This is a genomic window from Halomonas denitrificans, from assembly GCA_019800895.1.
Classification (GTDB): domain Bacteria; phylum Pseudomonadota; class Gammaproteobacteria; order Xanthomonadales; family Wenzhouxiangellaceae.
Genome location: JAHVKF010000001.1, coordinates 67,218 through 92,711, shown reverse-complemented (window position 1 = coordinate 92,711; position 25,494 = coordinate 67,218). Strand labels below are relative to the sequence as shown.

Sequence of the window (25,494 nt, the reverse complement as noted above, 5' to 3'; positions counted from 1 at the left end):
GTTCACCGAAAACGGGGTCGCCATCGGCGGCAGCGCTCGACGAAGGTCCGGATCGCGGCGTCGGCCGGGTCAGGTCCGTAGCGAAGCCGTTGGTAGCGATCGGCCAGGGCAAGCAGCTCGTCCCGGTTCTGCAGCGTCGCCGCGGCACGCGGCATCCATTCGCGCACGGTCTCGTGGGCCCGGCGCGACGGCCCGGCCCGGCCCAGCCGCTGCTCGACGCGCCGCCAGGCACGGACCAGCGGGTCCGGCGTTCGGCGCGCGCCGGCCAGCAGCCCGCGCAGCCACCATGCCAGCGGCGCCAGCAGCAATATGGCCGCGACCATCAGCGCCGCCTGTCCGGCCAGGCCCAGGGTCTGCAAACCGAGGCGGCGAAGCATCGATTCCTGACGGTCCGCATCGAAGCCGAGCACCCAGCGATTCCACAGGTGCTGCAGCCGGTCGTACTGGTTCCTCAGCTGGAAGGCCCAGTCGGCGCTCAGCCATCCGCCCGCACCGGGAAGCGCGCTGCGGGCGCCGTCGAGAATGCGCGTCGGCGACACCGCGGACGTCGGGTCGACCCGCGTCCAGCCGCGACCCTCGAGCCACACTTCATTCCACGCGTGCGCGTCGGAGTTGCGGACCAGGAGGTATTCGTCGGCGGCCTGCCAGTAGCCGCCCTGGTAACCCGTCACGACCCGGGTCGGAATGCCGGCGTGACGCATCAGTACCGCGAAGGCCGACGCGTAGTACTCGCAGTAACCGGTGCGCAGGTCGAACAGGAACTCGTCGGCGCCGTGCCGGCCCAGGGGCGCCGTATCGAGGCTGTAGTAGAACGGGCCCTCGTTGAACCAGCGGAGGACTTCGCCGATGAGGGCAGCGTCGTCGTCGGGAAACCGCTCGCGGAGTTCCCGCGCGTACCGGCGGGTGCGCGGGTTGCTGTCCTCGGGCAGGTCCAGCGCCAGGTTCCGGTAGAGCGGGAGCAGCGTCGGCGTATCGACGAAGTCGGGCTGGCTGATGACGTCGTAGGGCGTGAGGGCGGTCAGCGGTTCGTCGCGCAGCAGCTCGAAGGCCATCGAGACGCGGGTCCGGTCGGGCCAGCGGGCCGGGTGGTCCAGCGCGAACAGCCAGCGCCGCTCGGTGGGCTCGATCTGGACCGTATAGCGCAGGGCACCGGGGCCGACGTCGGGGACGCGCTCCGGCGCCTGGTTGACGTAGAACACGCGCGTCCAGGTGCGGCCGTCGAAGCGCCACAGGACCGGTCCGCGCCAGTAGAGCTCCGAACGCGGAGGCGGCTCGCCCTGGAAGGTGACGCGGAACGCCGGGCTGTCGTCCTCGAAGAGGCTGGCGATTTCGCCGACGGACATCTCGTCGGACAGTCCCGTTCGGCCGTCCAGCGCCTCTTCGGGAAGGCCCCAGAGCGGCGAGGCGAGGCGCGGAAAGAGCACGAACAGGACCAGCGCGAAGGGCAGCGCAAGCAGCATCATCGCGGCGGCACCCCGGATCGTGCTGCGGACAGGAGCCGTAGCGCTCCCGGTACCGGCACGAGGCGCATCCTCGTCGCGCTGGATCCGCAGCAGCGCAATCGTGGCCAGCCAGCACGCCGCCAGCAGCCAGACCACGAGCTCGAGACGCTGGCTGAACAGGAACTGGGTGGCGACCAGGAAGAACGAAAGGGCGGCGACCATCCGGCCGTCACGCAGCCGGTACATCTCCAGCAGCTTCGACGCCAGCATGACGCACAGCAGCGCCGTGGCCGCCCTGCGACCCCACAGGGTGCCGTAGGCGGCGATGACCAGGCCCAGACCCAGGAAGGTCACGCCGATCCGGACCAGGCGTCCCGGCGGACGCCAGCCGCGGAACTCGGCCGCGCCGCGCCATGCGACCCCAGCGAGCACGAACACGCCGAGCCAGGCCGGGATGGCCAGCAGGTGAGGTCCCGCGGCGACGAGGAATGCGGCCAGCACGAAGACAACGGTCGAGGCGCCGAGACGGACTCTCATGGATGGTCGGCCAGCGCGTCGAGACATCGACGGAGATGGGGCTCGCCATGGTCCGGCGCGGTTTGCCAGGCGCCGAGTTCGAGGCCGTAGCGAAGGCCGTCGCGCTCGGCGTCGAGGATCCATCGGCAGAGGATCGACAGCCGGTCCTCGAGGTCGGTCGCCGGGACCTGGTCGAGGCGGAAGACGATCCGGCCGCGCTCCGGTCGCGTGAACTGCCGCGCCAGCAGCTGGTCATGGCGTTGACTGGCTTTCCATGCGATGCGGTGGACGGGATCGCCCTCGCGCCAGGGGCGTAGCCCGTGAAACTCGTCGCTTTCGTCGCCGGGGCGCGACGAAGGACGTGACGCGGCGGTCCACGGGGGCGGAGGAGGGCGGTCGGCCGGCCGGGGCCAGACCCGGACCGTCGCCCGGCTGTCGACCCAGGACCAGGCCTCGAACAGGCCGAGCGGCTGCCGGGTCCGGATCCGCAGCCGACCCACGGGCAGACGACCGCGCCGTTCGGTCGCGAGCGCCAGTCGGGCCACCGCCGTAGCGTTCGCCTCGAGGTCGACGCCCTCGCCGTCTGCGCTGCCGGGCCGGCGGCAGACGATACCGAGCCTCGGTCGGCCGGCCGCTTCGGCGAGCTCGATGTGCACGTCCACCGCCTGGCCTGCAAAGACCGGCCGGACATGAACCGCTTCGACCCGAATGCCCTCGAGGTTGCGGAACGCCAGGTGCATGGACAACAGGCCGAGGCAGGCCAGGAGGAAGGTCGTCAGCAGGCCCATGCTGTTGTTGAAGTTGAGGCTACCGAGCAGCATGCCGTGCAGGAGCAGGGCGATCATCCAGCCGAAGGCGGTCGGCAGGATGAAGACCTGGCGATAACGCAGGGTCAGCGGCGGATCGATCGGCCCGCGGCGGCGCAGGGCGCCATCCAGCCAGCGCGCGAAGCGCTGCCGGACAGCTTCAGGAAATCGGCGTACGCTCGAGGATGCGTGCGATGACATCGGCCGGTGCCTCGGACTCGGCGCGGACCTGAACGCGGTGCGTCGCCAGCGCCGGAAAGACGCGCTTGACGTCATCGGGGAGGACGTGATCGCGGCCGTCGAGGAGCGCGTGGGCGCGGGCCGTGGCGGCCAGCGCAAGCGTCGCGCGCGGCGACAGGCCGGCGCGCAGCGATGGGTGTTCGCGGGTGGCCTGGATCAGGGCCTGCAGGTAGTCGACCACCGGTTCCGACAGGTGGACGTCGCGGGCGCGGTCCATCAAGCACCTCACGTCGCTGTCGTCGAGGCAGGTGGGAAGGGCCTCGAGCAGGTCGCGCCGGTCGGGTTCTCTCAGCAAGCGTCGCTCTTCGGCACGATCCGGGTAGCCGAGGCCGATCCGGAGGAGGAACCGATCGAGCTGGGAATCCGGCAGCGGATAGGTGCCGACCAGGTCCAGTGGGTTCTGGGTCGCGATCACGAAGAAGGGTCGCGGCAGCGGGTGCGTGCTGCCGTCGACACTGACCTGGCGCTCGGCCATCGCCTCGAGCAGCGCGCTCTGGGTGCGCGGCGTCGCCCGGTTGATCTCGTCGGCGAGAACGACGTTGGCGAAGACCGGACCGGGTCGGAACTCGAAGGTCTCGTCGGCACGGCGCCAGATCGAGACGCCGAGGATGTCGGCCGGCAGCAGGTCGCTGGTGAACTGGATGCGCTGCCACGATCCGCCGGTCACGATCGCCATGGCCTGGGCCAGCGTGGTCTTGCCCACCCCGGGCAGGTCTTCGATCAGCAGGTGACCGCCGGCGAGAAGTGCCGAGAAGGCCAGGTGGACGGCCTCGGGCTTGCCGAGAACAACGCCGTTCACCGCATCGACCGCACGCTGCAGGCGCTCGGCCGCCGAGCCATCGGCGGCCGCCGGGTCGATGCGAGCGGCCGGATCAGTCATCCAGCAAGGCGTTGAGCTTGGCCGCGCAGATGAAGTCGTTCTCGCTCAGGCCGTCGATGGCGTGGGTCTGGAAGGTCACACGACAGAAGTTGTAGCCTGCTTCGAAGTCCGGGTGATGCGCTTCGCGGTTTGCCACCCACGCCATCGCGTTGATGAACGCCATGGTCTTGTAGAAACCCTTGAACTCGAAACGCCGAACGATCCGCTTGCCGTCGTCGTCGACCTGCCATCCCGGAACCTGTGGCAGCAGCTTGTCGATCCGTTCCTTGTCGAGCGGCTGGGTGCCGCCTTCGCACGGCGTGCATTTCTTTTCCTGGAGTTCGTCACTCATGGTCAGGCAGCGTCCTTCTGTTTGGGCGGGAAAGTCGGGGCGAACTGGCCAAGCGCGCGGGCCTTGCGAATGAGCTTGAGCAGGTCCATCTCGGCCAGTTCGAACAGATCGTCCATCGAGTCGAGCACGTAGTAGACGGTCTGGAAGATGTCGATCCGGTACGGTGTGCGCAACGCGTCGATCGGATCGAAGGGTCGGCGGATCGGCTCGTCGCTTTCGAGCGAATAGACCGTTTCCCCGGGCGAAGAGGCGATCCCGCCGCCGTAGATGCGGGTGCCGGCGTCGGTTCGCAGCAGCCCGAATTCCACCGTGAACCAGTAGAGGCGTGCGAGGAAAACGCGCTCCTCCTTGCTGGCCTGCACGCCGGCCCTGCCGTAGGCGTGCGTGAAATTGGCGAAGGCCTCGTCGGTCAGCATGGCCGTATGGCCGAAGATCTCGTGGAAGATGTCCGGCTCCTGCAGGTACTCCATCTCCTCGCGCGTACGGATGAACGACGCGGCCGGGAACTTCTTCTCGGACAGCAGCTTGAAGAAGCGATCGAAGTTGATCAGGGCGGGGACCGGCGCGACTTCCCAGCCGGTCCGCTCGCGCAGCACATCGGACACGTCCCGGGGCTGGGGAATCCGGTCCGCAGGAAGATCGAGGGTCTTCAGGCCGTTGAAGAACTGGTCGCAGACCCGGTCCTGGATGATCTCGATCTGCCGGGCGTAGAGCTCGCCCCAGATCGCGTGCTCCTCGTCCGTGTAGTGGATGATCCCGTTCTCGTCCGGGACCTTCGCTTCGTACTTGCTTGATTTGCCCATGTTGCGTCTCCGTTTCGAGGCTGCCCGCGTCGCCGACGGCCGCCCCGATTCGTGCGATGCGCGCGGGGGTTCCCGCTGCGATCGGTGGGTCCGGGGCTCGTTCGGTCGCGTATTCTGGCGGGCAAGTCTATCAGCCCCGACCGAGGATCTTGCCATGCCCACGGGATGGCCCCGATTCCATTCCCCCACCTGGTACGAGGACCGCATCGCGGCGCGTCGGTTCCCTCGCATCGAATCGGACCGCTCCGTCCGGGTCGCGGTGATCGGCGCCGGTCTGGCGGGTCTCAGCACTGCCTTCAGTCTGCTCGAGCGCGGTCATCGCGATGTCGTCGTGCTCGAAGCCGGACAGCCCGGTGAAGGTGCCTCGGGGCGAAACGGGGGCTTCGTCTTCGGCGGCTTCTCGCTGGGCCCAGAGCCGCTGGTGCGCCGGGTCGGACTCGACCGTGCCCGGGTCATGCAGCGATGGACCCACGAGGCCGTCGACCGGGTTCGCGGCCGCTGCGCCGCCCTTGGCGTCTCGCTCGACGGGGAGGGCGTTCTGCTGGCCGACTGGTTTCGCAACCGCAAGGGGCTGGACGCGCTTCGAGACGCGATCCATCGGGCGACCGGCCTCGAGCTCCTCGCGCTCGATCGAGCGCAGCGATCGGCCTGGGTGTGCTCCGATCGCTACGGCGGCGGACTGCTCGAGCCGGGAGCCTTCCACTTCAATCCGCTGGCCTATGTGCGGGCGCTTGCCGACGAACTCGACGCATCCGGGCTTTCCGTCCACGGTGATTCGGCCGTCGAGCGCATCGAGCGGGCCGGTGGCGGATGGCGGCTTCGGACCCGTGACGCGACGGTGCGCGCGGACCGGGTGGTCGTGTCGACCGGCGGATACGATCGTCGACTGGTGCCACGGCTGGTGCGCAGCATCCATCCGATCGGGACCTACGTGGCCGTGACCGAGCCTCTGCCCGGCCGACTCGAGGCGCTGATCCCGGGAACCGCCGCCGTCTACGACACGCGTTTCGCCTTCGACTATTACCGGCGAATCGGCGACCGCCTCCTGTGGGGCGGGCGGATCTCGATCGCTGATCGCGATCCGGATGCGATCGAAGCCCTGATGCGGCGTGACGTCGCACGGGTCTTCCCGTCCCTGGCGGACGTTCGCTTCACCCATTCCTGGGGTGGCTGGATGAGTTACGCGCGCCACCAGATGCCGATTCTCGGCGAGCTGGAGCCCGGCCTCTGGGCCGCCAGTGCTTTCGGCGGACACGGCATGGCGCCGACCACGATGGCCGGCGAAGTGATCGCCGAAGCCCTGGACGGCGAGGGGGACCGACTCGAAGCGTTTCGCTCCTGGGGGCCGAGTTGGGCCGGAGGGCCGCTGGGGCGGTGGACGGCCCAGGCGTCGTACTGGGCGTATCAGGCGCGCGACGCGATTCGGGCCTGGCGCAGTAGCGGCTGATCGGCGTCCGCGGCGCTTGTAGGAAATCTTCCGATGACCGGTCGCGGTCGCTGCGGGTAGGATGCGCTGCGTGGGGTGACCCCGGGGGACGCAGCTTCCGGGGTTCGGGGCACCCGGGACTCTCTGCCCGGGTGCCTTTTTTTCATCCGCCGCGCGCCATCAGTCCCAGGGCTGGAACCCGGCCAGCAGTTCCGCCATCCGGTTGGTCACCGACTGGATCTCGAACGGATCGATGCCGCCGGCCGGGTTGTTGGCCAGGGCGACGATCACGAAGGGCGGAAAGTCCCCCTCGTTCTCCAGCAGCCACGCGTGCGTCAGCACGTGATTTCCGGAAACCCCCGACGTCAGGCTGCCGCCCTTGTACCAGGTGCGATCCCAGGCGGCCCGGATATTCGGTTGCGCCGCCTGCGAGCCCATCGCCCGGTCGACGAATTCGAAGGCGCCGAAGTCCTCGGGCGTCGATCGGAGTCCGGCCAGGGTTCGGCAGATGTCCGACGCCGTCGCCCGCCAGGTTCCGGACGTGAGCAAGGACTCGTGGAAGAACGGGAACGAGACCGGGAACGACGGTCCCTCGGGCTCGATCATCGTGCTCAGGAAATTGTCCTGGAAGGCCTCCGTGCCGTCGACGTAGGATTCCGCCGTCGGCAGGTCGAAGCGCGTGAACACGTGGAACTGCTCGCTGATGTTCAGGAAGGGAAGCAGTTCGTCGGGATCGGCGATTCCGTACTGCTGGACGATCTCGCCGGCCCGGATCCGGCCGGTCAGCTCGTGCAGGTGATCGGTCGCCGTGTTGTCGCTGATGCCCATCATCAACGTGCCCATGTCCTGGACGTCGAATACGGTGCCGAGCGGCTCGCTGTTGATCGTGCCGCCCGCGGCCCGTTCGTCGGCCACCAGCGGGATCGGATCGGATCGATCGACGATGCCATCGGCGATGTCGGCGGCCACGGCGCCGAGGACCCAGGTCTTGAAGATCGAGCCCAGGCCGCGCGCGACGTCCGGATCGCGGACTTCGATCGGCTGGCAGCGGCCGGCCAGGTCGACGTAGCCGACGAACAACCCGTTCTCGGGATGGAAGGTCATGAACTTGTCGGCCGCCTGCGCGAGGGTCAGGGTCTGGTCGGCGGGGAACTGCACGGTGCCGCCGAAGTTGCTGACCTGGAGCAGCGTGATCAGGTTCGAGCCCGCGTACTCGACGCCGAACTGCAGGAATCCCGATGTGGCCGGGCCGCTGTCGCCGTCGATCACAACGGTAGCCCGGACGGGAGTCAGGGAAATCAGGTCGATGATCCGGCCGTTCGGGAACTCGACCCGGAGCACGTCGTTGATGAAATCGCGGATCGAGGCGGGATCGAAGGCGGGGGAGAATCTCGCCTGCACCTCGGCCAGGGTCGTCGTTTCACCGACCGCGAGCTCGTCGATCAACCACTGGAGCCGGTCGCCGATCGGTTCCGGCGGAAGAACGTAGTCGCCGCCCACGACCGGGAAGGCCGGGGCGATCGAATCGCCCTCGAAACCGGCCCGGTACATCACGTCGGCGGGGACGGGAAACTGTCCCCAGGCCGGTCCGGTCAGCAAGCCGAGCAGGAACAGCGCGGCCATGGGGCGACGCATTCCGTTGGAAATCACGGTGGCGATCGATCGGGTCATGGCGGGTTCTCCATCGAGAGGAACGAAGTCGGGCCTTGTCTTCCCTAGCGCGAACCGCGACCCGATCGTATCGCCGGATTCGCGCCCGCTTGTGGCCGGGAAGGGCTACGGATAGACTCGACGGAGCGGTCCGACGAATGTGCCGGAGTCGATGCCTCGCATGACCAAGGGGTCCAGCCACGAACTCACTCTGATCCTCCGCCAGTGGGCGGACGGCGAGCCCGGCGCTGAAGCCGCGCTGCTCGAGGAGGTCTATGGAACGCTGCGTGGGATGGCGCGTTCGCGGCTGTCCAAGGAACGCGCCGGCCATACGTTGCAGCCCACGGCGCTCGTCCACGAGGCCTACCTCAAGATCGCGCAGGGCTCCAGCGTCGAGTGGCGCAATCGGGTCCATTTCCTGGCGGTGGCCGCCCGGGTCATGCGCCAGGTGCTGGTCGATGCCGGCCGCAAGCGAAGCGCCGACAAGCGAACCCCGGATCCACCGCTGACCACGACCCTGCACGGCGAGGAGGCCGAGCGGGTCGATGTGCTCGACCTCGAGCGTGCTCTGGAGCGTCTCGAGCGGCTGAATCCGAATCAGGCGAAGGTCGTCGAGCTGCGCTGTTTCGGGGGCCTCACGGTCCCGGAGGTTGCCGAGGTTCTCGACGTTTCCGTCGCGACCGTGAACCGGGCCTGGCGGGCGGCGCGTACATGGCTTCGGGACGAGCTGGAGCCGGGGGGCGGCCGATGATTACGCGCTGCACACTCGCTCGGGGACCGATGAGCGATCCATAAGCGAGCGATGAGCAAGCGATGAGCAAGCGATGAACAACCGGCTCGACGACGCGGGGGAAGCGCAGGCGCTCGCGCTGCTCGAAGAAGCGCTGGACCAACCGGCGGACCGGCGGACCGAGTTCGTGATCGCGCGGACCGACGTGCCGGCTCCGGTCCGTGAACGGGTGCTGGACCTGTTGGCCAGAGAGCCGGCCACCACGTCGTTCCTGGAGCCGGGCTCCGTGCCGTCGGCAAGCTCCGCGCCGCGGCTCACCGACCGCAGCGGTGAGCGCGTGGGCGCGTTCGAGCTGACCGAAATGATCGGCGTCGGCGGCATGAGCGTGGTCTATCGGGCGCGACGTGCCGACGGCGCGTTCGAACAGGACGTGGCGGTGAAACTGTTCGCGGCTGCGCATCTCGACGACACGGCAATGCAGCGCTTCGACGCCGAACGGCGAATCGCCGCGACCCTGGAACATCCGGGGATCGCGCGGGTCATCGACGGAGGCACGACGGCCGACGGCACGCCGTACCTGGCCATGGAACTGGTCCGGGGCGAACCGATCGATCGATGGTGCGAATCGCATTCCGCCGATCTCCGGACCCGGCTCCGGTTGATCCGGTCGACCTGCGACGCGCTGGCGCACGCCCACGAAGCGGGCATCGTCCACCGCGACCTCAAGACCTCCAACATCCTGGTCGACGACCACGGGCAGGCCCGGCTGATCGACTTCGGTATCGCCAAGGTGCTGGATCGGGGTTCGATCGATCTCGATCAGCCCGAGACGCGGTACGAGGCGCGACTGATGACCCCTGCCTATGCGAGCCCCGAGCAGCTGCTCGGCAAGCGGGTCACGCGGGCCAGCGACGTCTATTCCCTGGCGGTCGTGCTGTACGAGCTGTTGACCGGGGCCCGGCCCCACCGCCTGGCCGGTCTGTCGGCGACCGAAGCCGAACGCAAGGTCTGCGAAACGGTTCCACCGGATCCCAGTGCGGCCATCGGGCGCGACGGCGGAACGCCGCCGCGCGGCCTCGGGGGCATCAAGGGACTCCGCCGTCACCTGCGCGGCGACCTGGACCGGATCGTGATGACCGGCCTGCGCCAGGACCCCGCCGACCGCTACGCCGACGCGCTCGAACTGGGCGAAGACCTCGACCGCTATCTGCGTGGCGAGCCGGTGCGGGCGCGCGGGGCGTCGCGGCGCTATCGAGCCTGGCACTTCGTCAAGCGCTACCGGGGTGCCGTGGCCGCGACGGCGATCGTGTTCGCGGTGCTGCTTGGCGGCCTGCTCGCGGTTCGGCACCAGGCCGAGGAAGCGCAACGCCAGCGGGACCTCGCCCGTCAGCAGGCAGAGCGTGCCGAGGCGGCCAAGGTGTTCCTGGTCGAGATGATTCAACGTGCGGATCCCTTCGAGAATGCCGATGAGCCGACGCTTGCCGGTGCGCTGAAGATGGCGATTCCGGACATCGCGGAACGTTTCGCCGGGCAGCCGGAACTGGAAGCCGATCTCCGTCATGCCATCGGCTATGCACTGCAGAACCTCGGCGAGATCGGGCCGGCCCGCTTCCAGCTCGAGCAGGCGCTGGAAACGCGGATCGAGACGGGGAATCGAGTCGGCCAGGCCGAAACGCTCGATGGCCTCGCCATCGTGGACTGGTGGGAAAGTGATTTCGAACGCGCAGAACGACGCTTCGCCGAGGCGCGCGACCTGCTCGCGCGAACGGAGGCACGGACCCCGATCTCCCGGAGGATCGAGATCGGACTGCTGGCCAACTGGGCCGCGATGCGGATCGATTCCGGTGATTACGAGGGAAGCGAGGCGCTCGCGCTCGAAGCTCTGGCGCTGGCCGACGAGCCCCCGGCGATCGACGCGGCGGACGAGTCGGCGATCGATCTCGAGACCCGGGCCTCGATCTGGTCGTCGCTGGCCACCGCGCGAGAAGGCCAGCAACGCTATCAGGAAGCGCTGGATGCGTTCGAGCGCACGGTCGAATTGCAGCGGCAGGCGACCGGGGAGATGCATCCGAGCTACGCCATCGTGCTGAACAACCAGGCCTTGCTGTTCTTCGCACTCGATCGCCTCGGAGATGCGGTCGAGGCGATGACCGAGTCGGTGCGAATCCGTCGCGCAACGCTCGGCAGCGACCATCCGCAGACGGCCACCGCGCTGTTCAACCTCGCCCGGCTGCAGACCCTGGCGGGAAACCTCGTCGAAGCGGAAGGACTGGCGCGGGAAGCGTTGGAGGTCGCGCGGAACGGCTACGATGCCGGGCATCCGCGAATCGGCAAGGCGCATGAAGCGCTGGGGATCGTCCTGCGAGCCCAGGGTCGCCATGAAGCGGCGCTGCGCGAGATCACGACCGCCATCGAGATCTATCGAAGCGCGCAAGGGGTCGACCCGGCATGGCTGGACGCGGCCCAGCAGCTGGGTGACGAACTGGTGATCGAGTTGCGGGCTGCAGACTAGGGGCGATCGAACGGGACCGGCGCCGCAGGGCGCCGGTCCCGGCTCCTCACAGCGCTTCGATGATGCCGGCCGCTCCCATTCCCGTGCCGATGCACATCGTGACCATGCCGTACTTCTGCTTCCTGCGGCGCATGCCGTGGATCAGTTTGGCCGACAGGATCGACCCGGTCGCGCCGAGCGGGTGACCGAGCGCGATGGCGCCGCCGAGCGGGTTGACCTTTTCGGGGTCGAGGCCGACGTCCCGGATGACAGCCAGCGCCTGGGCAGCGAACGCCTCGTTGAGTTCGATCCAGTCGAGTTGATCCAGCTTGATCCCGGTCTGCTTCAGGACCTTCGGAATCGCGGCGATCGGGCCGATGCCCATGATTTCCGGCGGCACGCCAGCGACGGAAAAGCCGCGGAAGACCGCCAACGGTTCCAGGTCGTACTTTTTCAGGGCCTTTTCCGAGACCATGACGAGTGCGCCGGCGCCATCGGACATCTGCGAACTGGTGCCGGCCGTGACCACGCCGTCGGCACGGAATACGGGGCGGAGCTTGCCGAGCGCCTCGGGCGTCGTGTCGCGGCGCGGGCCTTCGTCCGTGTCGATGACCTGTTCGACCGTGCGGATGGCGCCGGACGACGGGTCCGGGTAGCGGTGGTGGACGGTGTACGGCCGGATCTCGGTGAATTCCCCGCCGTCGATCGCCGCAATGGCCTTCTGGTGGCTGCGATAGCCGAATTCGTCCTGGTCCTGTCGCGAAACACCGTACTTCTCCGCGACCTTCTCGGCCGTGATGCCCATGCCGTAGGCGATGGCGATGTTGTCATCCTCGAAGACCTTCGGATTCATCGCGACCTTGTGACCCATCATCGGGACCATGGTCATGGTTTCCGTGCCGCCGGCGATCATGACGTCGGCCTCGCCGAGGCGGATCCGGTCTGCAGCCATCGCCACGGTCTGAAGGCCGGAAGAACAGAACCGGTTGACGGTCACGCCGGGGACGTTGTCGGGCAGTCCGGCCAGCAGGGCGCCGATCCGCGCCACGTTCATGCCCTGTTCGGCCTCCGGCATCGCGCAGCCGACGATCACGTCCTCGATCGCGGCCGGATCGACGCCCGGCACGTCGTCCAGCGCCGTGCGGATCACGTGGGCCAGCAGGTCGTCGGGCCGCGTGGTGCGAAACCCGCCCTTGAAGGCCTTGGCCACCGGCGTGCGCACCGCGGAGACGATATATGCGTTGCTCATTTGCTATTCCTCAGACTGTTCGAATTCGTAAGGTTCGGGCGGGTGTCGGGCAGAGGGGAGGGGTCAGGGGCGAGTGGCTTCGACCTGCCTCCTTTCCCTCTGGCCCCTTGCTCCCCGGCTCCGCGTTCCTAGTTCCGCAGCGGTTTCCCCGTCTTCAGCATATGCAGGATGCGCTCCTGCGTCGCCTTCGTCCGGGCGAGTTCGACGAAGTGCTTGCGTTCCAGTGCGTAGAGCCATCGCTCGTCGACCGGGGTCGCCCGATCGATCGCGCCGCCGCAGATCGTGTCGGCGATGCGCTCGCCGATCTCCCGGTCGTGATCGCTGATGAAATGGCCCTCGTGCATGTTGGCCAACAGCATCTTCAGCGTCGCGATGCCGACGTCGCCCGCGGCAGGAATCGTCCGGCCCGGCAGCGGCGCGCGATAGCCGGCTGCGTCCAGGCCGCGGATCACGCCGTGCGCCGCATGGAGCAGCTCGTGCTCGTGCATCACGATCGAATCCGAAGCGGTCAGATAGCCCATCTCGCGCGCTTCCATCGCGCTACCCGAAACCTGGCCCATCGCGACCTGCTTGTAGCGCTTCTCGAGGAGCGCGTAGCTGTCGCCGGCCTGCGTCTGATCGTGGACGCGGAAGGCCAGCGTGCCCAGTCCGCCGCCGGCCGGCAGCAGGCCGACACCGGCCTCGACCAGGCCCATGTAGGACTCGAGGTGGGCGACGATCCGGCTGGCGTGCATGGCGAGCTCCAGGCCACCGCCCAGCGCCAGGCCTCGCACGGCGGCGACGCTCGGGACCGCCGCGTAACGCAGTCGAAGGTTGGCGGCCTGGAAGTCGGCGACCAGGCCCTCGACCTTGTCGAATGCATCGTCGGCCACCCAGTCCATCGCGGCCTTCAGGTTGGCGCCGGCGGAGAAGGGCCCCTTCGGCTGCCAGATCACCAGCCCGGCGAAGTCCTTCTCCGCGCGTTCGATGGCCTCGTTGAGACCGTCGATCACGCCGGTGTCGATCACGTTCATCTTCGACTTGTGAGACACGATCAGGACATCGTCCTCCAGCGTCCACAGGCGTGCACCGGCCAGGTCGGCGACCGTGGTCCCGGAGCGGGCCGACTCGCCGATCAGGCGGGGCGGCTGCATCTGGCGCCGGTAGACGGGCAGGTCGGGACGGGCGATCGTTGCGCCGTCCCCGGCGATCGAGCCCGCGTCGCCGTGGGCGGCATCGGCGTCGTCCACCCAGCCGGGCAGGGGCGCATCGGCCAGCGCGGTGCCGGCCTCGATGTCGCGCCGGATCCAGCGCGTCACGTCGTTCCAGCCGGCGGCCTGCCAGATCTCGAACGGGCCCAGATCCCAGCCGTAGCCCCAGCGCATCGCGAGATCGATCTCGCGGGCCGAATCGGCGATTTCGGCCAGGTGCACCGCGCAGTAGTGGAACAGGTCGCGGTGGATGGCCCACAGGAACTGGAGTTCGGGTCGATCGGACTCGGCGAACGCCTTCATCTTCTCGGCCGGATCGCGGATCGCCAGGGCCTGCTTGACGTCGTCGTCGAGCGAATAGTCGGTGTCGCGGTATTCGCCCGAGACGGGATCGAGGACGCGGATCGCCTTGCCTTCCTTGCGGAACACGCCGGCGCCGGCCTTCTGGCCGAGCGCGCCGGCCTCGATCAGCCCGGTCATCCACGCCGGTTTCTCGTAGACGGCGTGCCAGGGGTCATCCTCGAGCTTGTCCTGCATCGTCGAGATCACGTTGGCCATCGTGTCGAGCCCGACCACGTCGGCGAGCCGGAAAGTCGCCGATTTCGGCCGGCCGATCGCCGGCCCGGTCAACGCATCGACCGTGTCGAAGCCGAGGCCGAGCCGCCTGGCGTGGTGCACGGTCGAGATCATCGAGAACACCCCGACCCGGTTGGCGATGAAGTTGACCGTGTCGCGGGCCCGGACCACGCCCTTGCCCAGCGTTTCCGTCATGAACGCCTCGAGCCGGTCCAGGACCTCGGTCTTCGTGCCGGCGTGGGGGATCAGTTCGACCAGGTGCATGTAGCGCGGCGGATTGAAGAAGTGCACCCCGCAGAATCGGTCGCGGTGACTCTCGGGAACCACCTGCGCCAGCTCGGTGATCGACAGGCCCGAGGTATTGCTGGCGAAGATCGCATCGGCCGGCAGGTGGGGCACCAGGCGCTCGTACAGCGACTTCTTGATGTCCATCCGTTCGGCCACCGCCTCGATGACGAAATCGCAATCCGCGAGCGTCTCGAGATCGTCCTCGAAGTTCGCCGGTTCCAGCGCCGAGGCCAGGTCCTTGCGAGCCAGCGGGGGCGGCTTCAGCTTGGCCAGGCGCTGGATCGCGCCCTTGACCCGGTCGTTTCGGCCCCCTTCGTCGGCGGGCAGGTCGAACAGGCGCACGGGAATACCGGCCGCGGTCAGGTGGGCGGCGATCTGCGCGCCCATCACGCCCGCGCCGAGGACGGCGGCCTTGCGAACAATGAAGCGATTCTCGGACATCAGGTCAGGTTCCTGTCGTTCGTTGAAAAGGAAGATGCAGGTGTACAGCGCGCGATGCCGGCACCCCGGCCGGCATCGACGGCAGCTCCAGCGTCGGTCAGCTGGCTTTCTTGAGCGGCGCTTCGGGTTCCCCGGTCCGGGCCCGATCCAGCGCGTCGGGTTCGAACTCGTCGACCGCGATGACCTCGGCGGCCAGGCGCTGGGCCTCGATCAAACGTTCGGCCTGCGCGTCGTCGATCAGGCCCGCCTCGACCGCCTGGCGGGCCAGGCGATCCACGTTGACCGGCGTCGGCATGCGCTTGAGGCCGTTGAAGACCGCACGCTCGGCCTCGGCCGCTTCGAGCATGGCGTCGAAGGCCTTCAGCACCATTGCAGCGCCGACACCGTCCCGGGCGCGGAACGTGTCGTGGGTCAGTCGATCACGCGAGGGGTTGTTCGACAGCAGCAGCTCGGCGATCGCCTGACCGGTCCTGTCGTCGGCCGGGTGGTGACTGCGCCCGAACGGAAACGCCCAGACCCGAAGAACCCGGCCCAACGCGGGAACCGGGAAGTTGGCCAGGATGCCGAACAGCGCGGATTCGACGCGATTCAGGCTGTCGGCCATCGCCCAGCGGGCCATCGGCAGGTCGGCGTCGGGACGGCCGTCGTCCTCGAAGCGCTTGACCACGGCGGAGGCCAGGTAGAGATGGCTCAGTGCGTCGGCAAAGCGACCCGACAGTTTCTCGGCGAACTTGAACTTGCCGCCGAGGATGAGCAGCGTGAAGTCGGCGATCAGCGTGAACGCGGCGGCCAGGCGGTTGATCCGCTGCACGTCGCGCTTCAGTACGCCGCCGAACGGCGCCGGACTCAGCCGGCCGCCGGTCAGTCCCAGCACGAGCGACCGGACGGCATTACCGATCGTGTAGCCGATGTGACCGAAGAACGCCTTGTCGAAGTCCCGGCGGGCGTTCGGCGCCTGGCTGGTCGCCGCCATCATTTCCTTGAGCAGCCAGGGATGGCAGCGGATCGCGCCCTGGCCGAAGATGATCATCGACCGGGTCAGGATGTTGGCGCCTTCGACGGTGATCGAGATCGGCAGGGCCTGGTAGCCCTGCGCCAGATAGTTGCGCGGTCCGAGGACGACGGCCTTGCCGCCGTGGATATCCATCGCGTCGGCAACGACGCGCCGGTTCGCCTCGGTCAGGTTGGCCTTGAGGATGGCCGAGATCACCGCCGGCTTCTCGCCCTGGTCGAGCGCGACGAGCGTCATCTGGTGAGCGGCGTCCATGCGATAGGTCTCACCGCCGATCCGGGCCAGCGGCTCCTGGATGCCTTCGAACTGACCGATCGGTTGCTTGAACTGGTAGCGGACCCGGGCATAGGCGCCGGTCAGCAGGCTGCAGATCTTGCCGCCGGCGACCGCCTGGGCGGGCAGCGAGATGGCGCGCCCTGCGGACAGGCAGTGCATCAGCATGCTCCAGCCCTGGCCGACGCGCTCCTGGCCGCCGATCACCCAGTCCATCGGAATGAACACGTCCTTGCCGCGGGTCGTGCCGTTCATGAACGGCGAGCCGCCCGGCAGGTGGCGATTGCCGGTCTCGACGCCGGGGGTGTCGGCCGGGATCAGCGCGCAGGTGATCCCGAGGCTCTTCTCGCCACCCAGCAGGCCGTCGGGGTCGAAGCACTTGAAGGCCAGGCCGACCACGGTCGCGACCGGCGCCAGCGTGATGTAGCGCTTGTCCCAGGTGACCCGGATGCCGAGCACTTCCTCGCCGTTGAATTCGCCCTTGCACACGATGCCCTTGTCCGGCATCGACGCCGCGTCCGAACCCGCGTACGGCGAGGTCAGCGCGAAACAGGGAACGTCCTGCCCGGTCGCCAGCCGCGGCAGGTAGTGGTTCTTCTGGTCCTCGGTTCCGAAGTAGTGCAGGAGTTCGCCCGGGCCGAGCGAATTGGGCACCATGACGGTCACCGCGGCGGTCTGGTTGCAGGTCGAGATCTTGGTCACGACCGCCGCGTTGCCCTGCGAAGAGAAGCCGAGTCCGCCGTACTCCTTCGGAATGATCATCGAGAAGAACCGGTGCTCGCGCAGGAAGTCCCAGACCTCCGGCGGCAGGTCCCGATCCTGCTCGATCTGCCATTCGTCGAGCATGGTGCACAGTTCCTCCACCGGGCCGTCGAGAAACGCCTGCTCCTCGGCGGTCAGGGACGGCGCAGGATGGTTCTGGAGCTTCGTCCAGTCCGGACGGCCCGAGAACAGCTCTGCATCCCACCAGGTCGTGCCCGATTCGAGGGCTTCGCGCTCGGTCGCCGACATCGCCGGCAGGACCTTCCGGAACCAGCCGTAGAGGCGATTGGTCAGAAGGGCTCGCCGCAGCGGGGGCAGGGCGGCGACGATCAGCGGAACGGCGATCAGCACCGCGACGATGGCTACGGCGAGCGACGCGCCCGTCGCGATGGACAGGGCCGCCGCCGCGGACGTGAGCAGGGCGGCAAGCCAGGCCGGAGCCGCGAAATAGGCCATTATCAGCGGCAACAGGACAACGGCAAGCAGGGCAAGGATGGTCATGCGGAAGTCTCCTCGAACAGGTTGGGTTGGCGCTGCGCGGCCGGGTCGCGGGTCGTTGCGGACACCGAATCGCGCAGGCCGGCGCAGCCGAAGCGGATCAACGCCCGCGCCGTGGGTTCGACGTCGTCGTCGTTGGTCTCGGCCATGGTGTAGGTCAGCGCGCCGATCAGGAAATCGAGCTGCTGGCGGAGGTTCTCGGGCGCCGTGCCCAGCGAGCGGCTGACCGCATCGGCGAAGGCGCGCATCACGTGGGAATACTGACGCCGGATCACGCCGTGGAGCTGGGTGGCGTTCTCCGACCAGGCTCTCATCAGCAAGCGCATGAAGCGACCACCGTCGCCCGAGGACTGGGTGCTCATCCGGAGCGCGGGGTGGATGAAGGCTTCGAGCACGTCTTCGAGCCGGGGTGGGTCGGCGGCGTCGAGCGCTTCGCTCAGGCGGGCAAGGCGCTCGCTGTTGAGTTCGTCGAGCCGGCGCTGGAAGACCGCGAGGATCAGCGCGTCCTTGGAGCCGTGGTGATAATTCACGGCGGCCAGGTTGACGCCGGCAGCCTGGGTGATCTGGCGCAGCGTCGTCGCGTGGAATCCTCGATCGGCAAACAGCTGCTCCGCGGTGTCGAGAATCCGGTTGGCGGTCGAGTCGGTCAAGCGTGTTCCTCCAGCGGGCGTTGCGCGGCCTGCGCAGGAGCGGTGGCTGCCAGCGGCGGGCCGGGGACCGAGGCGCAGGGCCTGCGCTTCGATCGCTCCTTGAAACGCGTGCTTGAAACAAGCGCTTCAAACGTGTGTTTGAATCCTACCACCGTCGGCACGGGCAGGCAAGTTCCGGACGACGCCCGGCCGCGCGTCGTCCCGGCGGATCCCGCTTACCGATGCGGAACCGGTGGCGCATCGACTTTCGATCGGGGCGAAGATCGCGCTAGAATTGCGGGTTGGATCGTCGGTTGCGCCGATGGCGCTCGAGCCAGCCCGAAGCGATCCAGGCGGAGGCCGGGCCGCATCCGGCGCGCATCACGAACGACGCGCGCTACCTGCGGTCCGCAGCAGGCCGGCGACGTCGGGTCGCCGTCCGCGCCAGCCACCATTCCACATTCGATCACCAGAACCCAGGAGTTTCCGACCCATGCAGCGCACCCTGTCCATCATCAAGCCCGACGCCGTGGCCAAGAACGTCATCGGCGAGATCTACACCCGGTTCGAGCGGGCCGGCCTGAAGGTCGTCGCGGCTCGCATGAAGCACCTCTCGCGGGCCGACGCCGAAGGCTTCTACGCCGTGCACAAGGAGCGTCCGTTCTTCAACGACCTGGTCGAGTTCATGACCTCCGGCCCGGTGATGATCCAGGTGCTCGAGGGCGACGACGCCATCGCTCGCAACCGCGAACTGATGGGCGCGACCGACCCCCGCGAAGCGGCGCCCGGCACCATCCGCGCCGATTTCGCCAGCAGCATCGACGCGAACGCCGTCCACGGCTCGGATGCCGAGGAAACCGCGGCCGAGGAAATCCGCTTCTTCTTCGGAGACGATGAGATATACTCGCGCTGATTGAAGAGCAGGGCGCAACGCGTTGAAATCAATGGCTGAACTCCATGGCTGACCCTCGCCCGAAAACGAATCTCCTGGGCCTTTCGCGTGCCCAGCTCGAGCGCTTCTTCGCCGAGTGGGGCGAGAAGCCGTTCCGGGCGCGGCAGATCCTGCAATGGGTCTACCAGCGCGGGGTGACCGATTTCGACGCCATGACCGACCTCAGTCGTGCGCTCCGCGAGCGGCTGCAGGCCGAAACCGAGATCATCGCGCCCGGCGTGATGAGCGAGCATCGCTCGACCGACGGCACGGTCAAGTGGATCATGGCGTTGCCCGGCGGCAGCGCCGTGGAAACGGTGTTCATCCCCGAGCCCGACCGTGGAACGCTGTGCATCTCCTCCCAGGTCGGGTGCATGCTCAACTGCACCTTCTGCTCGACCGCCACGCAGGGCTTCAACCGCAATCTGGGCGCCGCCGAAATCATCGGCCAGGTCTGGCGCGCGGCCGAAGCACTGGGCCCGGACCGGCGCATCACCAACATCGTGCTGATGGGCATGGGCGAGCCGCTCCTGAATCTCGATCAGGTCCGGCCGGCCCTCGAGCTGATGCGGGACGACCTCGCCTACGGGCTGGCCGCGCGGCGGGTGACCGTGTCGACCTCCGGGGTCGTCCCCGGCATCGACGCGCTGCGCGACGGACCGGGCGTCGCCCTGGCCGTGTCGCTCCATGCGCCCGACGACGACCTGCGGACGCGTCTCGTCCCGTTGAATCGCAAGTACCCGATCGAGGAGCTGCTGGCTGCCTGCAAGCGTTATCTTGCCGACAAGCGGCCCAAGCAATCGATCACCTTCGAATACACCATGATCGACGGCGTCAACGATCGGCCGGAGCAGGCGCGTGAACTGCTGCGCGTGCTGGCGCACGTGCCCAGCAAGATCAACCTGATTCCGTTCAACCCGTTTCCCGGCACGCCGTTCAAGTGTTCGTCCAACAACGCGATCCATCGCTTCCAGGACGTGCTCCGCTCCGGCGGCATGATCGCCACGATCCGCAAGACTCGGGGCGATGACATCGACGCCGCCTGCGGTCAGCTGGTGGGCAAGGTCCTCAGCGCCAGTCGGCGACGCGCGGTGGTCCAGGAGCAACTCGCCCGGCAGGCCCTGGCGTGACCGGCCGCGTCGTCACGCTGGCCTTCGTCCTGATCGTCGCCGGCTGTGCATCGACGGGCGACGAACTCAATCCGCAGCGAACGGGCTCTGCCGTCGAACGGGTCAGCCCCGTCCGAGCGGCCGACATCAATACACGCCTGGGCGTCGGCTACCTCGAACGGGGCCAGGTCCAGCTGGCGCTGGAGAAGCTGGAGCTCGCGGTCTCGCAGGACCCGCACCACGTGCCTGCGCATCTCGCCCTGGGCATCGTCTACGAGCGGATCGGCCGCGACCGGCGAGCACTCGGACATCTCGAGCGTGCGGCGCGTCTGGCGCCCGAAGACGGCGCGGTTCACAACAGTTACGCCGCGTTGCTGTGCCGCGTCGAGCGCTTCGACGACGCGGATCGACACTTCCGGGAAGCGCTGGAGGACCCGTTCTACCCGACTCCGGAGGTCGTCCTGGCCAATGCGGGCTCCTGCGCCCGGCGCGCCGGACGCGACGGGGAGGCCGAGAACTACCTCCGCCAGGCGCTGGAAATCGACCCGCGCAACCGGTTGGCCCTGTTCAATCTCGCCAGCCTGTCCTTCGAGTCCGGCCGCGCCTTTCCCGCCCGGGCCTTCCTGCAGCGCCTCGAGGCGACGGGCCCGCTGGGCCCGGATGCCTTGCTGCTCGGCGTGCGGGTCGAGCGGGCGCTGAACAGCCCCGAAGAAGCAGAGCGATATGCAATGCAGCTGCGATCGCGTTATCCTGAATCGCTGCAAGCCGAACAACTGCGAGCAGGCGATTCCTGAGCCATGAACGATCAATTCACGCCCCCGAGCTCCACGCCCTCGAGCGCGGGCGATTCGAAGACGGATCCGGACATCGAGGAATCCTCGGAAATTCCGTCGACCGGTGCATCGAACCCTTCCTCCGCGCCCGAGCCCTCGGTGGGCAGACGCCTCGCTTCCCTGCGCGAGGAGCAGGGTCGCAGCGTGGCCGACGTGGCCGCGGCCATGAAGCTCTCGCGGTCGACCATCGAGTCCATCGAAGCCGACCGTTTCGAACGCATCGCGCCGATCTACCGCCGGGGATACATCGCGAACTACGCCCGCGAACTCGGAGTTCCGGCCGATCGGTTCGTCGATCCGAATGCGACCGACGAGCCGCCGCCCCTGAAGGGGGTCCTGCCGCCGCCGGCGCCGACGGATCGGGTCGATCGTTTCGTGCGATTCGCGACCTATTTTCTCGTCACCACCTTGATCGTCCCTCCACTGGTCTATTTCTTCGTCACCGGTGGAACCCGGCTGTTCGACTTCGGTGACGATCCGGGTGATTCGGGCCCGCCTTCGCTGGTCGCGGGAGAAGGCCTCGGCTCCGAAGGTTCCGCCGGCGCCGGTGACCGCCCCGAGGGCGCCCGCGAGGGCGTCACGCGCCGCATCGCGCGTGCGCTGAGCCTCGACAACGGCGACCCGGACGCCGACGGCCCGCTGTCGGCATCCACGCTGCCGCTCTCCCCGTTGCGAGCGGGTGATGCTTCGATCGATTCCGGCGTGCTGTCGGACGCCGAACAGAGCGCAGGCACACCGAGCGATGGGGCCCGGATCACCGGTTCATCGTCGAGCCCCCGATCGAGTGAATCGAATCTCCATCCCATCGTCCTCGAGCTGCTCGAAGACAGCTGGGTCGAGATCAACGATGCTCGCGGGGAACGGCTGGAGTTCGACCTGCTTCGCGCCGGGACTCGCCGCAGCTACGAGGCCCAGCCCCCGGTCCGCGTCCTGGTGGGACGCGGCAGTGCGGTCGAACTGAGCTTCGACGGCGAAGCGGTCCGCTTCGAGGGCGCCGACCGGGGCAGCGTCGCCGAATTCACGCTCGAAGCCCCGGCGGGCGGCGCGCGCGGCCCGGTGGACGACGGACCGGCCGGCTGACCATCCCGCCGCTCGCGGGCGGCGACCATGGAGATTTCCCGATGAATACCCTGCAAGCCGTTCGGGGCATGCACGATATCCTTCCGGCCGACATTGCCGGCTGGCAATGGCTGGAAGCGCGGCTGGCCGATCGACTGAATGCCTACGGGTACACCGAAATCCGGATCCCGCTGGTCGAGAAGACCGAATTGTTCACTCGCGCGATCGGGCAGGGCACCGACGTGGTCGAGAAGGAGATGTACGCCTTCGACGACCGCAACGGCGAGAGCCTCTGCCTGCGTCCCGAAGGCACCGCGGGGGTGGTCCGGGCCGCGCTGCAGCACGGTCTGCTCAACCCGCCGGGGCTGAAGGTCTGGTACACCGGTCCGATGTTCCGGCACGAGCGGCCGCAGAAGGGCCGGCAACGCCAGTTCCATCAGACCGGTGTCGAAGTGTTCGGTGTGGCGACCCCGGAGGTGGACGCCGAACTGATCGCCATGGCGACCCGGCTGTGGACCGATCTCGGCGTCGACGACCAGCTGACGCTCGAAATCAACAGCCTGGGGGATCGCGACGACCGCCAGCGGTACCGGAACGCCCTGGTCGATTTCCTGCGCCCGCTGGCCGATCGTCTCGACCCCGACAGCCAGCGCCGTCTCGAAAGCAATCCACTGCGCATTCTCGACAGCAAGAACCCGGACACCCAGGCGCTGCTTGCCGACGCACCGCGCCTGCACGATCATCTCGGCGACGAGGCGGCGGCGCATTTCGAAGCCGTGACCGGCATGCTCGGCGCGCTCGGAATCGCGTGGACGCACAACCCGGGCCTGGTCCGCGGCCTCGATTACTACGGCCGCACCGTGTTCGAGTGGACCACCGATGCACTGGGCGCCCAGGGCACCGTGTGCGCCGGCGGCCGCTACGACGACCTGATCGAGATCCAGGGGGGACGTCCGACGCCCGGGATCGGCTTCGCGCTGGGCATGGAACGGCTCCTCGCCCTGGTCGAAGCCTCCGGTCGACGCTTCGGCCGCGCGCCGCATGCGTATCTCGTCAGCAGCGAAGCGGCCGAACATCGTCTGGGCCTTGCCGAATCGCTGCGCGATGCCTGGCCGGACATCCGCTTGCTGACCGACCTCCAGGGCGGCAGTTTCAAGGCCCAGTTCAAGCGGGCCGATCGCTCGGGAGCGGCCGTTGCGCTGGTTCTCGGCGAAGGGGAGCTCGCCGCCGGCGAGGTCACGGTCAAGGACCTTCGCGGCGACGCGCCCCAGCAGAGCGTTCCCAGGGACCGACTCGCCGCGGCACTGCGCGAGCGGTTCGAGGCGGCCTGACCCGGCGCCGTCGGCGCGGGGTCGTCACGGCGGCTTGCCGCGAAGCCCTGGCCGGATTCGCGGGTTGCTGCGGCGCAGACTGATTTATCATTGCCGGTCATCAGACCGGGCCGGGCGACGGCACCGATGCCCGACTCCTCAAACGACTACGCTGGAAATCCATCATGGCGGTTGAACTCTACGACGAACACGAACAAAGCGAACGCGTACGCGGCTGGCTGCGAGAGAACGGGGCGTCCCTGATGATCGGGGTCGGCCTTGCGCTCGCCGGGATCTTCGGCTGGCGCCAGTGGATCGCTTACCAGGACTCGCGCGACCTGCTGGCCAGCGAGTACTACACCGCGATCCAGCTGGAACTCGAAGAGGATCGCCTCGCTGCGGCGCAGGACCAGTTCGCCGAGATGCAGAACGCGGTCGAGGGACATACCTACGCCGACCTCGCGGCGATGCTGCTGGCGGCCGCGGAGGTGGAGGCCGGTGAGGTCGCTGCTGCGCAGCAGCGCTACCAGGCACTTCTGGATCGCAATGCCGAGAGCGCGCTCGAGCCGCTGATCCGGCTGCGACTGGCGCGACTGCATGCGGCGCAGGGCCAGGGCGAACAGGGCCTGGCGCTGCTCGACGGCGATGCCCCGACCGGCTTCGAGTCGCTGTGGCTCGAAGTCCGTGGCGACCTCCTTGCCGGGCTGGGTCGAGCCGACGAGGCGATCGAAGCCTATGCCGGCGCGGCCGATCAGCTCCGGGGAGAGGGCAACAGCGCGCGCCTGGTCGAGGTCAAGCTCGACGCGCTCCGGTCACGCACCGGCACCCCGGAGGCGTCGTGATCCAGCTGCTGCGAATCGCGGGACTCGTCTCGCTCGTACTGCTGACCGCCGGCTGCAGCGGGTTCGGAAAGAAGGACGAGGCGCGCGAACCGATGGAGCTGGTCGAGTTCGACCAGCGCCTGGCGGTCGAGCGCCTCTGGGAAACCGACACGGGGGCCGGGCTCGACCGATCGGCGCCGAACATCAAGCCGTTCTTCATCGACGGCGAACTGTGGGTCGCCGACCACGAAGGGCGAATCACCGTGGTCGATGCCGATCGCGGCGACGTGCTTCGCCGTTTCGATACGGGGCTCGAGATCGCCGCCGGACCGTCGGTCTTCGGTCAGCGGGTGCTGATCGGCACCGTCGGCGGCCAGGTCGCGCTGCTCGACCGGGCGACCGGAGCCATCCAGTGGCGTGCGCAGCTGTCGTCCGAGGTCCTGGCCATGCCGGTGCTGCGCGACGAGACCGTCGTCGCCCGGTGCATCGACGGTCGCGTGTTCGGGCTGGCCGTGGACTCCGGTCGCCGTGACTGGATCTACGACCGAAGCGTGCCGCTGTTGACCCTGCGCGGAAACTCCGACCCGCTGCTGCGCGCCGGCCAGGTGTTCGTCGGCTACGACGACGGCACGGTGGCCGCCCTGCGCATCGCCGACGGGGCGCTGCTGTGGGAACAGCGGGTCAGCATCCCGGAAGGCCGTTCCGAGCTGGAGCGCCTGTCCGACATCGACGGGCCGATGGCCGTCGTGGGCGGCGACCTGTATGCGGTCACCCAGCACGGCCGGATGGCATCCCTGGCGCTGGAGTCCGGTCGGATCCAGTGGGTCAAGGACATCGCGTCGCACTCGGGACTGGCCGTGTCGCGCACCCGCCTTGCCACGACCGCGTCGGACGACACGGTGTGGATGGTCGACCGACTCAGTGGCGCGACCGTCTGGCAGAACGAGCAGTTGCTGCGGCGCCACCTGACCCGGCCGACCTTCCAGGGCGGGTTCGTGGTGGTGGCCGACCGTTCCGGCCATCTCCACTGGCTCGACGCCGAGACCGGAGAATTCGCGGCACGGGTGCGCGCGTCCAAGGACCGCCCGGCCAGCGCTCCGCTGGTCATCGGTACCACGCTGTACCTGCTGGACCGCGACGGCCGGCTGTCGGCCTGGCGCGCCGGCGGAACGGGCTGATCCACCGCCCCCGAGGGCGA

At 68.4% G+C, this 25,494-nt stretch carries 20 protein-coding genes; 10 read left to right on the top strand and 10 right to left on the bottom strand.

Annotated features, from left to right (window positions below):
* Positions 1–2 precede the first annotated feature (2 nt).
* Genes KUV67_00390 through phhA form a run of 5 tightly spaced genes read right to left on the bottom strand, consistent with a single transcriptional unit; the run spans position 3 to position 5,174 of the window.
* Entirely contained in the window at positions 3–1,979 is a 1,977-nt protein-coding gene (locus tag KUV67_00390) for a DUF3488 and transglutaminase-like domain-containing protein (GenBank protein ID MBY6203334.1), read from the bottom strand.
* On the bottom strand, positions 1,976–2,965 hold the full coding sequence (locus KUV67_00385; GenBank protein MBY6203333.1) for a DUF58 domain-containing protein: 990 nt from the start codon (positions 2,963–2,965) through the stop codon (positions 1,976–1,978). Before KUV67_00385 ends, KUV67_00390 begins: the two co-directional genes overlap by 4 nt.
* Positions 2,925–3,884: an AAA family ATPase gene (locus KUV67_00380; protein MBY6203332.1), complete on the bottom strand. Its 960-nt coding sequence runs from the start codon at positions 3,882–3,884 to the stop codon at positions 2,925–2,927. The genes KUV67_00385 and KUV67_00380 overlap by 41 nt, the downstream gene beginning before the upstream one ends.
* Positions 3,877–4,215, bottom strand: coding sequence for a 4a-hydroxytetrahydrobiopterin dehydratase (locus KUV67_00375; protein MBY6203331.1), 339 nt, complete (start codon positions 4,213–4,215; stop codon positions 3,877–3,879). Before KUV67_00375 ends, KUV67_00380 begins: the two co-directional genes overlap by 8 nt.
* A gap of 2 nt (positions 4,216–4,217) precedes the next feature.
* Positions 4,218–5,174, bottom strand: a complete 957-nt coding sequence (phhA, locus tag KUV67_00370; protein MBY6203330.1) for a phenylalanine 4-monooxygenase — start codon at positions 5,172–5,174, stop codon at positions 4,218–4,220.
* Between phhA and KUV67_00365 the strand changes: the two genes are divergently transcribed.
* Positions 5,173–6,465 carry an FAD-binding oxidoreductase gene (locus KUV67_00365; GenBank protein MBY6203329.1) on the top strand — a complete coding sequence of 431 codons (1,293 nt, stop codon included), beginning with the start codon at positions 5,173–5,175 and terminating at the stop codon, positions 6,463–6,465. The two genes, phhA and KUV67_00365, sit on opposite strands and share 2 nt — an antisense overlap.
* Before the next feature lie 159 nt (positions 6,466–6,624).
* Here KUV67_00365 and KUV67_00360 read toward each other — a convergent pair whose 3' ends face one another.
* Positions 6,625–8,115 (bottom strand): serine hydrolase, encoded by a 1,491-nt coding sequence (locus KUV67_00360; protein MBY6203328.1) that lies wholly within the window; start codon positions 8,113–8,115, stop codon positions 6,625–6,627.
* Between the two features lie 160 nt (positions 8,116–8,275).
* Here KUV67_00360 and KUV67_00355 point away from each other — a divergent pair, with 160 nt between their 5' ends.
* Positions 8,276–8,845: a sigma-70 family RNA polymerase sigma factor gene (locus KUV67_00355; GenBank protein ID MBY6203327.1), complete on the top strand. Its 570-nt coding sequence runs from the start codon at positions 8,276–8,278 to the stop codon at positions 8,843–8,845.
* 73 nt (positions 8,846–8,918) lie between these two features.
* Positions 8,919–11,336 (top strand): serine/threonine-protein kinase, encoded by a 2,418-nt coding sequence (locus tag KUV67_00350; protein ID MBY6203326.1) that lies wholly within the window; start codon positions 8,919–8,921, stop codon positions 11,334–11,336.
* A 46-nt stretch (positions 11,337–11,382) separates the two neighbouring features.
* On the opposite strand, the gene KUV67_00345 is transcribed toward KUV67_00350, so the two are convergent.
* The 4 genes from KUV67_00345 to KUV67_00330 all read right to left on the bottom strand — a co-directional run bounded on the left by KUV67_00345 (position 11,383) and on the right by KUV67_00330 (position 18,254).
* Positions 11,383–12,564 (bottom strand): acetyl-CoA C-acyltransferase, encoded by a 1,182-nt coding sequence (locus KUV67_00345; GenBank protein MBY6203325.1) that lies wholly within the window; start codon positions 12,562–12,564, stop codon positions 11,383–11,385.
* A 128-nt stretch (positions 12,565–12,692) separates the two neighbouring features.
* Positions 12,693–15,059, bottom strand: a complete 2,367-nt coding sequence (locus KUV67_00340; GenBank protein MBY6203324.1) for an enoyl-CoA hydratase/isomerase family protein — start codon at positions 15,057–15,059, stop codon at positions 12,693–12,695.
* Positions 15,060–15,156: 97 nt separating this feature from the next.
* A complete protein-coding gene (locus tag KUV67_00335) occupies positions 15,157–17,607 on the bottom strand; it encodes an acyl-CoA dehydrogenase (protein MBY6203323.1) in 2,451 nt (816 codons plus the stop codon).
* Entirely contained in the window at positions 17,604–18,254 is a 651-nt protein-coding gene (locus KUV67_00330; GenBank protein ID MBY6203322.1) for a TetR family transcriptional regulator, read from the bottom strand. The genes KUV67_00335 and KUV67_00330 overlap by 4 nt, the downstream gene beginning before the upstream one ends.
* Positions 18,255–18,726: 472 nt before the next feature.
* Here KUV67_00330 and ndk point away from each other — a divergent pair, with 472 nt between their 5' ends.
* The 7 genes from ndk (at position 18,727) to bamB (ending at position 25,474) form a co-directional block, all read left to right on the top strand.
* On the top strand, positions 18,727–19,146 hold the full coding sequence (gene ndk / locus KUV67_00325; protein MBY6203321.1) for a nucleoside-diphosphate kinase: 420 nt from the start codon (positions 18,727–18,729) through the stop codon (positions 19,144–19,146).
* Positions 19,147–19,190: 44 nt separating this feature from the next.
* Positions 19,191–20,294, top strand: coding sequence for a 23S rRNA (adenine(2503)-C(2))-methyltransferase RlmN (rlmN, locus tag KUV67_00320; protein ID MBY6203320.1), 1,104 nt, complete (start codon positions 19,191–19,193; stop codon positions 20,292–20,294).
* Complete coding sequence (gene pilW, locus KUV67_00315; protein ID MBY6203319.1) at positions 20,291–21,067, top strand: type IV pilus biogenesis/stability protein PilW; 777 nt, start codon at positions 20,291–20,293, stop codon at positions 21,065–21,067. The genes rlmN and pilW overlap by 4 nt, the downstream gene beginning before the upstream one ends.
* A 138-nt stretch (positions 21,068–21,205) precedes the next feature.
* Entirely contained in the window at positions 21,206–22,186 is a 981-nt protein-coding gene (locus tag KUV67_00310; protein MBY6203318.1) for a DUF4115 domain-containing protein, read from the top strand.
* A gap of 41 nt (positions 22,187–22,227) precedes the next feature.
* Positions 22,228–23,496 (top strand): histidine--tRNA ligase, encoded by a 1,269-nt coding sequence (gene hisS, locus KUV67_00305; protein ID MBY6203317.1) that lies wholly within the window; start codon positions 22,228–22,230, stop codon positions 23,494–23,496.
* Between the two features lie 164 nt (positions 23,497–23,660).
* Positions 23,661–24,317 (top strand): tetratricopeptide repeat protein, encoded by a 657-nt coding sequence (locus KUV67_00300; GenBank protein MBY6203316.1) that lies wholly within the window; start codon positions 23,661–23,663, stop codon positions 24,315–24,317.
* Positions 24,314–25,474, top strand: coding sequence for an outer membrane protein assembly factor BamB (bamB, locus tag KUV67_00295; protein MBY6203315.1), 1,161 nt, complete (start codon positions 24,314–24,316; stop codon positions 25,472–25,474). The genes KUV67_00300 and bamB overlap by 4 nt, the downstream gene beginning before the upstream one ends.
* The last annotated feature ends 20 nt before the right edge of the window (positions 25,475–25,494 follow it).

Bases quoted from the DNA above. Each gene is read 5' to 3' on its own strand.
- KUV67_00390 (MBY6203334.1), bottom strand. From the start codon at position 1,979: ATGAGAGTCCGTCTCGGCGCCTCGACCGTTGTCTTCGTGCTGGCCGCA.
- KUV67_00385 (MBY6203333.1), bottom strand. From the start codon at position 2,965: ATGTCATCGCACGCATCCTCGAGCGTACGCCGATTTCCTGAAGCTGTC.
- KUV67_00380 (MBY6203332.1), bottom strand. From the start codon at position 3,884: ATGACTGATCCGGCCGCTCGCATCGACCCGGCGGCCGCCGATGGCTCG.
- KUV67_00375 (MBY6203331.1), bottom strand. From the start codon at position 4,215: ATGAGTGACGAACTCCAGGAAAAGAAATGCACGCCGTGCGAAGGCGGC.
- KUV67_00365 (MBY6203329.1), top strand. From the start codon at position 5,173: ATGCCCACGGGATGGCCCCGATTCCATTCCCCCACCTGGTACGAGGAC.
- phhA (MBY6203330.1), bottom strand. From the start codon at position 5,174: ATGGCAAGATCCTCGGTCGGGGCTGATAGACTTGCCCGCCAGAATACG.
- KUV67_00360 (MBY6203328.1), bottom strand. From the start codon at position 8,115: ATGACCCGATCGATCGCCACCGTGATTTCCAACGGAATGCGTCGCCCC.
- KUV67_00355 (MBY6203327.1), top strand. From the start codon at position 8,276: ATGACCAAGGGGTCCAGCCACGAACTCACTCTGATCCTCCGCCAGTGG.
- KUV67_00350 (MBY6203326.1), top strand. From the start codon at position 8,919: ATGAACAACCGGCTCGACGACGCGGGGGAAGCGCAGGCGCTCGCGCTG.
- KUV67_00345 (MBY6203325.1), bottom strand. From the start codon at position 12,564: ATGAGCAACGCATATATCGTCTCCGCGGTGCGCACGCCGGTGGCCAAG.
- KUV67_00340 (MBY6203324.1), bottom strand. From the start codon at position 15,059: ATGTCCGAGAATCGCTTCATTGTTCGCAAGGCCGCCGTCCTCGGCGCG.
- KUV67_00335 (MBY6203323.1), bottom strand. From the start codon at position 17,607: ATGACCATCCTTGCCCTGCTTGCCGTTGTCCTGTTGCCGCTGATAATG.
- ndk (MBY6203321.1), top strand. From the start codon at position 18,727: ATGCAGCGCACCCTGTCCATCATCAAGCCCGACGCCGTGGCCAAGAAC.
- rlmN (MBY6203320.1), top strand. From the start codon at position 19,191: ATGGCTGACCCTCGCCCGAAAACGAATCTCCTGGGCCTTTCGCGTGCC.
- hisS (MBY6203317.1), top strand. From the start codon at position 22,228: ATGAATACCCTGCAAGCCGTTCGGGGCATGCACGATATCCTTCCGGCC.
- KUV67_00300 (MBY6203316.1), top strand. From the start codon at position 23,661: ATGGCGGTTGAACTCTACGACGAACACGAACAAAGCGAACGCGTACGC.